8 protein-coding genes are annotated in these 7,614 nt (G+C 64.0%); 6 read left to right on the top strand and 2 right to left on the bottom strand.

What is annotated here, in order from left to right; genetic code table 11:
- The coding region (locus ACE3S9_RS11515) for an efflux RND transporter periplasmic adaptor subunit (protein ID WP_374546606.1) at positions 1 to 699 on the bottom strand (699 nt) is incomplete at its 3' end.
- Positions 700 to 1,072: 373 nt separating this feature from the next.
- On the opposite strand from ACE3S9_RS11515, the gene ACE3S9_RS11510 reads away from it, so the two are divergent.
- The 6 genes from ACE3S9_RS11510 to ACE3S9_RS11485 all read left to right on the top strand — a co-directional run bounded on the left by ACE3S9_RS11510 (position 1,073) and on the right by ACE3S9_RS11485 (position 7,322).
- Positions 1,073 to 2,536 (top strand): circularly permuted type 2 ATP-grasp protein, encoded by a 1,464-nt coding sequence (locus tag ACE3S9_RS11510; RefSeq protein ID WP_374546605.1) that lies wholly within the window; start codon positions 1,073 to 1,075, stop codon positions 2,534 to 2,536.
- A 62-nt stretch (positions 2,537 to 2,598) separates the two neighbouring features.
- Positions 2,599 to 3,558 (top strand): alpha-E domain-containing protein, encoded by a 960-nt coding sequence (locus ACE3S9_RS11505; protein ID WP_374546604.1) that lies wholly within the window; start codon positions 2,599 to 2,601, stop codon positions 3,556 to 3,558.
- Between the two features lie 79 nt (positions 3,559 to 3,637).
- A complete protein-coding gene (locus ACE3S9_RS11500; RefSeq protein ID WP_374546603.1) occupies positions 3,638 to 4,471 on the top strand; it encodes a transglutaminase domain-containing protein in 834 nt (277 codons plus the stop codon).
- A gap of 198 nt (positions 4,472 to 4,669) precedes the next feature.
- Entirely contained in the window at positions 4,670 to 6,220 is a 1,551-nt protein-coding gene (locus ACE3S9_RS11495; protein WP_374546602.1) for a diguanylate cyclase domain-containing protein, read from the top strand.
- A 147-nt stretch (positions 6,221 to 6,367) separates the two neighbouring features.
- Positions 6,368 to 6,835: an Lrp/AsnC family transcriptional regulator gene (locus ACE3S9_RS11490; protein WP_374546601.1), complete on the top strand. Its 468-nt coding sequence runs from the start codon at positions 6,368 to 6,370 to the stop codon at positions 6,833 to 6,835.
- Between the two features lie 193 nt (positions 6,836 to 7,028).
- Positions 7,029 to 7,322: a hypothetical protein gene (locus ACE3S9_RS11485; RefSeq protein WP_374546600.1), complete on the top strand. Its 294-nt coding sequence runs from the start codon at positions 7,029 to 7,031 to the stop codon at positions 7,320 to 7,322.
- A 91-nt stretch (positions 7,323 to 7,413) separates the two neighbouring features.
- On the opposite strand, the gene ACE3S9_RS11480 is transcribed toward ACE3S9_RS11485, so the two are convergent.
- The coding region (locus ACE3S9_RS11480; protein ID WP_374546599.1) for a hypothetical protein at positions 7,414 to 7,614 on the bottom strand (201 nt) is incomplete at its 5' end.

Raw genomic sequence — 7,614 nt, 5'->3', positions numbered from 1 at the left:
AGTCTTGCCCGCGAGCGCGTCGATATCGGCGACGACCGCCTGCCCGACGGCGAGATGGGCGTAATTCTGCTCCGGCACCTGGAAATCGAGATAGATCGGATCGAGCTGCTGCAGCGACACCATCGCCGCGCCGGCCGCGACATATTGGCCGAGGTCGACCTTGCGGATGCCGACCCGCCCCGCGAAGGGCGCCGTGACGGTCTTCTGGCCGATCAGGGCGCGGGTCTTGTCCTCGGCGCCGGCGGCCTGATCGCGCAAGGCCTGGGCGAGATCGTAGTTGGCCCGCGCCGCGACGCCGCTCGCCTCCAGCGCCTTCTGCCGGTCGAAGGCCTTATCGGCGTTCTTCATCTGCGCCATATTCGTGCGCAGATCGGCCTGCTCGGTCGAATCGTCGAGCTTGACCAGCAGCGCGCCCTTTTCCACGTCCTCGCCGTTCTTGAAGGCGATATCCGAGACAATGCCGGCGACCTGGCTCGACACGTCAATGCCCGGCACGGCGCGGAAGGTGCCGATCGCTGAGACGCTCGGCGCCCAGTCTTCCGAGCGCGCCGCCTCGACCGCGACGCCGGCCACCGGGCGCGGCATGCCGGCGATGGCCGTGCGCGCCAGTTCCGGCTTCATGTTGAAATGGAAATGGTAGATCGCCGCGACCAGCGCGCCGAGCAGGAGAAAGACGGCGACGAAGACGAATTTGCGCATCGAAAGGCCCGGATTGGCAAGTTTTGCAGCCGACAAGGGTCGATCGGCCCTGGGCCGCCCGGGCTTTTACCTTAACCCGCCGCGGGCGGCAATTGACGATTTGCGGCTATTACGGAGCCGCGCGGCCGGCGTCTCGAAAGACGCCGCCCCTTCAGGCTGTTGCCGACTTTTGGCGAGCCCTGATTATTTCTTGTGCAGCATCCCGGGAGTATTCGACCGACCGCATCTTATAGGGCGCCGAGCTTAAAGTTTAGGCTGTCAAATCGCGGGAGGCGGCATTTAAGTTAGGTCAAAGCGCAATCGGCGCAGGCGATTCAGACTGTCGAACACGAAAGCGCGGGCGGGGTCGCGCCCGCGGCGCAAAAGGCCAGACATGAATGTCCAAAAGGCGATCGAGCCGATGACCGCACCCTGTTTCGACGAGATGACCCTGAGCGGCGGGTCGAACCGCGCGCTCTACGACCGCATCGCCAAATGGCTCGAAACCTCGCCGCCCGCCTTGCTCGATTCGCGGCGCCAGCAGGCGGAAATGCTGTTCCGCCGCATCGGCATCACCTTCGCGGTCTATGGCGACAAGGAAGCCTCGGAACGGCTGATTCCGTTCGACCTGATTCCCCGCCTGCTCGGCCATGACGAATGGCTGCGGCTGGAGGCCGGGCTGATCCAGCGCGTCAAGGCGCTGAACATGTTCCTCACCGACGTCTATGGCGCGCAGGAGATCATCCGCGCCGGAATCGTGCCGGAGGACCTCGTCTTCCGCAACCCGTGCTACCGGCCGGAAATGCAGGGCCGCCGCGTTCCGCACGACATCTGGACCCATATCGCCGGGATCGACATCATCCGCGTCGACGACCAGGATTTCTACGTCCTGGAGGACAATTGCCGCACGCCGTCGGGCGTCTCCTACATGCTCGAAAACCGCGAGATGATGATCCGGCTGGCGCCCGATCTGTTCGCGGACCACCGGGTGATGCCCGTGGAGAACTATCCTGACGCCCTGCTCGCCTCGCTGCGCTCGGTGGCGCCGCCGAATTGCCCGGCCGAGCCCAATATTGTGGTGCTGACGCCGGGCCAGTTCAACTCGGCCTATTACGAACATTCCTTCCTGGCCGACAAGCTCGGCGTGGAGCTGGTCGAGGGCGGCGACCTCACCGTCAAGGATGACGTGGTCTATATGCGGACCACCGAAGGGCCGAAGCGGGTCGACGTGATCTACCGCCGCGTCGACGATGATTTCATCGACCCGCTCGTCTTCAAGCCGGATTCCGTACTCGGCGCCGCCGGGCTGATGGGCGCCTATCTCAACGGCAATGTCACTTTGGCCAACGCCGTCGGCGCCGGCGTCGCCGACGACAAGGCCATCTATACCTATATGCCAGAGATCACGCGCTTCTATCTCGGCGAGGAGCCGAAGCTGAAGAATGTCGCGACCTGGCGCTGCCGCGAGCCCGACGCGCTGAAATATGTGCTCGACCACCTGTCCGAACTCGTGGTCAAGGAAGTCAACGGCTCCGGCGGCTATGGCATGCTGGTCGGCCCGCACGCCACCAAGGAGCAGGTCGAGACCTTCCGCAAGAAGCTGCTGGCGGAGCCGACCAATTTCATCGCCCAGCCCACGCTGTCTCTCTCCACCTGCCCCACCTCCTTCCCCGGCGGCGTGGCCCCGCGCCATGTCGATCTGCGCCCCTTCGTGCTCTCCGGCGCCGACGGCGTCCGCATCGTCCCCGGCGGCCTGACCCGCGTCGCGCTCAAGGAAGGCTCGCTTGTGGTCAATTCCAGCCAGGGCGGCGGCACCAAGGACACCTGGGTGCTCGAAACCGACGCCGCCGCGCCCTGACCCCGGGACGGATCGCCGCCCGAAGCCATACCGCCCAAAGCCATTCACGCTAAGGTCGTCCCATGCTTTCCCGCACCGCCGACAATCTCTTCTGGGTCTCGCGCTATCTGGAGCGCGCGGATTTTCTCGCCCGCCTGATCGAGGCGTCGAGCCGCATCGCCGCTTTGCCGAAAACCTTCTCCTCATCGCAGGACGAATGGCAGAGCGTGCTGATCGCGTCGGGCGCCGACGAGACCTTCTACGACCATTTCGAGACGCCCGACGAAGCCAGTGTCACGGCCTATCTGGCCTTCGACCCGCGCAATCCGTCGAGCATCCGCAATTGCATCGAATTCGGCCGCACCAACGCGCGCGCCGTGCGCACCGCGCTCACCACCGAAATGTGGGAAGGCATCAACAGCGCCTGGCTGGAGCTGAAGAAATTCGAGGCGGTCCACAAGGAGGTCGGCCGGATCGACCGCGAGGAGCTGATCAAGTTCCTCGATTACGTCAAGACGACGTCGAGCCTCTATGACGGCTCCGCCTATCGCACCATGCTGCGCAACGACGCCTATTATTTCTCACGCCTCGGCGTCTATATCGAGCGCGCCGACAATACCGCCCGCGTGCTCGACGTGAAATATCACGTGCTGCTGCCGGAACAGGAAGCCGTCGGCGGCTCGGTCGATTATTTCCAATGGACCGCCATCCTGCGCTCGGTCTCGGCGCTGACCGCCTATCATTGGGTCTATCGCGAGAGCATCAAGCCCTGGAATGTCGCCGATCTCCTGATCCTGCGCCCGGAAATGCCGCGCTCGCTTTTGTCGTGCTGCGACAATATCGTGCGCTTCCTCGACGCCATCGGCAATCAATATGGCCGCCAGGGCCAGTCCCAGCGCCACGCCCGCAACCTGAAGCGCAAGCTCGAAAGCGCCTCGATCAAGGACGTGTTCCAGGCCGGCCTGCATGAATTCGTCGAGGATTTCGTCACCGACAACAACAGGCTCGGCACGGAAATCACCGAGCAATATTTGATCGGCTAATCCTTTCGGCCGGAGAGACGCCGGCGCTCCGGCGGGCTACAATTCCGCCATGCTCCAGCCGGCGAGAGAGCGTCGCGCCATGCTTGCCTCTGTTCAATTCCAGCTCCAGATCGTCTATGCCGAACCGGTTCGCGCGCTGAACCAGCTTCTGCGCCTCACCCCGCGCGGCTTCGACGGCCAGGAAATCAAGGACTGGCGCGTAGAAATCCAGCCGGACGCCAGAATGCGTCGCAGCGAGGACACGTTCGGCAATATCGTCCATTCCTGCTCGCATGACGGGCCGCTGGAGCGGCTGACGATCACCGCCGAAGGCGAGATCGAAACCTATGACGTCGCCGGCGTGGTGCGCGGCCTGCCGGCGAAACTGCCGCTCGACGTCTATCTGCGGGACACCGACGCCGCCCACGCCGACAAGGATCTGCTGCAATTCGCCAAGGATTCCGTCGCCGGCGAGGCCGATCCGCTCGGCCGCATTCACGCCCTGATGGGGGCGCTGAACGAGGCTTGCGCCTTCGCGCCGGGCGAAGGCGAAACGCCGCGTCCGGCCAAGGAGGTTTTCGCCTCGCGCGCCGGCTCCGCGCGCGAAATCAGCCAGGTCCTGGTCGCCGCCGCGCGCAGCCTCGGCGTCCCGGCGCGGTTCGTGTCCGGCTTTTTCCTGGGCGACGGTCTGTCCGAGGGCGCGGCGCCGCAGCACGCCTGGGCCGAAATCCATGTCGATCCGCTCGGCTGGATCGGCTTCGACGCGACGCTGGGCTATTGCCCGCGCGACGCCCATCTGCGGATCGCCCACGGGCTCGATTATTTCGACGCGGCGCCCCGTCGGGCGGGCTACTTCGGTTATTCCAGCGAAGAGGCCGCGGCGTCGCTGGCCGTGGACGTCGGCCGCCAGGCGAGCTGGCAGGCGCAGCAATAGAGCGACGGCAGAGGTTGAGGTTCAGGACGGGCGGCGGGACGCCGCCGGCCGCCCGTCATTGGCGCACCCATGGCGTCGATATCGGTTAATTTTTTATTTTGCTCGGCCCTGGAGATTCGACGATCCGCGTCAGGGAAAATCAATCTGGCGCGGATAGGATAACCTCTTGTCGGAACTCGAAATTTCAGCACCTGATCGATGAGTGGAATGGTCGACGTCAACAAGCCGGCTTCGGCCCCGCCCGATAGCCGCGCGCATCTGGAAGCCCAGCTTCTCAAAGGCCCCCATGCCGATATGACCACCATCATATCGGGCGCTATTTTCATCCCGATTTTGTACTTGTACGCCTCCTATCACCAGGGCCAGACGACGCTCGTCGTCATCGCCGGAATTTCCCTGATCGCCGGACTCGTCCGGGTGGCGACGAGCCTGCTTTACCGGAAATTCGCGACATCAGAGAATATCGGACTCTGGAAAGCCGTTACGCATTGCGTGATCATCGCCTTCGGCGCTTCGCTGGGACTTTTCACCTATGTCGCAATCGCGCAGACGGACGATTATCGCCTGCAGTTCGTCGCCGGGATTTTGGCCGCCGGCTATGCGGCGGGCAGCGTCAGCCTCAATGCGACCGTCCAGGCGGGCTTTCCGATGACGGCGTTCGCCGCAGTCATTCCGGCGGGAATCGCTTTGGCGCAGCATGGCGACCCGCTCTATCGCATGCTGGCGATCCAGGTGGCCCTCTTTCTCGTCGCGATGCGCATGACGTCGAAAGCCACCTATGACCAGATGGTTTCGATGTGGCGCTCGGACGAGGAAAAAGCGCATCTTCTTCAGGCGATCACCGAAAAGTCCGAACGCTTCGACACCGCGCTTTCCAACATGCCGCAGGGCCTCGCCATGTTCGAGACCGATCGCCGGGTCGTCGTCGCCAACAGCAAATTTCGCGACTTGCTTGGACTGCCAGCGGGCGAGAATGACCCGCCGATCGACGTCCTGTTTGAGCTTTCCGCGCGCAATGGGGTTCTGTCGCCGGAATCGGTCACAACGCTAATTGGAATGGCCCACGACAGCGCGAATAACAATGCGCAGCAGGCTGTTGAGATCGACACGATCGACGGCCAGACCCTCGAAATCACGTTCCAGCCGATGTCGCGCGGCGGCAGCGTCGTGATCGTCACGGATGTGACCCAGAAGAGGGCGCTCGACCGGATCACCCATCTGGCGCACCACGATATTCTGACAGATCTGCCGAACCGAATGTTCTTCGAACAACACTTCGCCGCGACGCTCGACGCAGCGAAAAAGGATGGCGGACGCATCGCCGTGATGGCGCTGGACCTGGATCGATTCAAGGCGGTCAACGACACGCTCGGCCATCGGGTTGGCGACAGGCTGCTGAAGGCGGTGGCGAAAAGAATCCAGAGCCGGCTGCGCGCGGAGGATTTCGCCGCGCGCGTGGGCGGCGATGAATTCATCCTCATTCACGCCAATGCGATTGGCGATAGCGCCGAAAGACTGGCGCGCCGGCTGATCGAGCTGATCAGCGAGCCCTATGATATCGACGGCGAGGAAATCGTGGTCGGGCTCACCGTCGGAATCGCCCGATTTCCCGAGGACGGGGCGGATGCCGACGCGCTGCTGCACAACGCCGACGCCGCCTTGTATCACGCCAAGAACGCCGGACGCGGCATGTTCCATCTGTTCGACAAACGATTGGCTACCGAAGCCGGCCTGCGCAAGGCCGGCTGAACGTCCTGTCTCCCCTCCGCCGGGGCGATCGAAGCCCAGCGGGAGCGCCTCCGCCCGCGCAGGGTCCGGCAATCGTCCGTCAGCCGCCGCCAGCAATTGCCTTCTCTTTCGAACGCGGCCACATTGGCGGCGCGAAAGGTTGAGTCCATGGACGCGATTGACCGTAAGATCCTGACCCTGTTGCAGGAAAACGCCGATATCGCGGTCGCCGATCTCGCCCGCGCGGTCGGCCTGTCGCCGACGCCGTGCTGGAAGCGGGTGCAAAAACTCGAAGCCGCCGACGTGATCCTGGGCCGCGTCGCGCTGGTCGATCCGCAAAAGGTCGGCCTCGGCCTCACCGTCTTCGTCTCCATCGAAACGGAAGACCATTCCCAGCCCTGGCTGGCGCGTTTCGCCGCCGCCGTCTCAGCCATGCCCGAAGTCATGGACATCTACCGCATGGCGGGCGACGTCGATTATCTGCTGCGGGTCGTGGTCGCCGACACCGCCGCCTATGACGCCTTCTACCAGAAGCTGATCGCCGCGGTTCCGCTCAAGAAAGTCACCTCCCGCTTCGCCATGGAGAGGGTCAAATCCAGCTCGGCCTACCGGATTCCCGAATCCGCCGAACGCTGAATTTGCGGTGGATCAATTTTCCACCGTCGCAATCCTGTTACACAGGCCCCCGGAATATGATAGACCGAAGCCGGAGACCGCGAAAATGCGGCGCGATGGCGTTTTCCGCACCCGAAAAAACAAGAAACGGGTGAGATAGCGTTCATGATAGGCGAAGGGTCCAAATTCAGAACGCCCTTCGCGGGAGGAGACGATGGTTTATGCGAACGGGAGGGGTTTCCTCCCGGAGGACTTCATTTCGGCTGAAATTCCCGCCGGCCATGACACCGTGTGGGGCTGGGCCGCCAAATGGGCGCCGCAAGACCTGCCGGCGCGGATCGACCCGGACAGGGCGTTCGCGGACGAGATTTCCGAACTGATGGAACAGAGCGCCGTCGGCGGCTATTCCATCGTTCACGTCGAGGCGCCGGCGGCGCTGCGCGCCCATGGCGCGCGGAAGATCCCCGCCTTCGACACGCAATTGCTCTATATGATGTCGCGCAGCTGAAGCGCGATGTCGCCGGGGCCTCGACGCGTTATCGCGCCGGGGTCGCCAACTGGACGCCGGCCCCTCGGGGCCGGCGATTTTCTTTTCAGCGTCACGCGGGCGCGAGCGCCCCGCTACGACGGCGCGGCCGGTTGACGCCCAGCAAGGCGAGCGCGAAAACGATCGGCGCCGCCGCCAGCCACGAGCCGAGGCAAAGCAGCAGCGCAGCCAAAGCCCAGCAGATCGACAAGCCGTGCTCGACCAGGCCGACCAGCTTGTTCTGGGCGTGAGTCTTGATCAGATCGCCGCGCCG

The sequence above is a fragment of the Rhodoblastus sp. genome, from assembly GCF_041915505.1.
Taxonomy (GTDB): Bacteria; Pseudomonadota; Alphaproteobacteria; order Rhizobiales; family Beijerinckiaceae; genus Rhodoblastus.
The sequence above is the reverse complement of the archived record's forward strand: the minus strand, read 5'-3'. Positions and strand labels throughout refer to the sequence as shown.

Bases quoted from the DNA above. Each gene is read 5' to 3' on its own strand.
- ACE3S9_RS11510 (WP_374546605.1), top strand. From the start codon at position 1,073: ATGAATGTCCAAAAGGCGATCGAGCCGATGACCGCACCCTGTTTCGAC.
- ACE3S9_RS11505 (WP_374546604.1), top strand. From the start codon at position 2,599: ATGCTTTCCCGCACCGCCGACAATCTCTTCTGGGTCTCGCGCTATCTG.
- ACE3S9_RS11500 (WP_374546603.1), top strand. From the start codon at position 3,638: ATGCTTGCCTCTGTTCAATTCCAGCTCCAGATCGTCTATGCCGAACCG.
- ACE3S9_RS11495 (WP_374546602.1), top strand. From the start codon at position 4,670: ATGAGTGGAATGGTCGACGTCAACAAGCCGGCTTCGGCCCCGCCCGAT.
- ACE3S9_RS11490 (WP_374546601.1), top strand. From the start codon at position 6,368: ATGGACGCGATTGACCGTAAGATCCTGACCCTGTTGCAGGAAAACGCC.
- ACE3S9_RS11485 (WP_374546600.1), top strand. From the start codon at position 7,029: ATGGTTTATGCGAACGGGAGGGGTTTCCTCCCGGAGGACTTCATTTCG.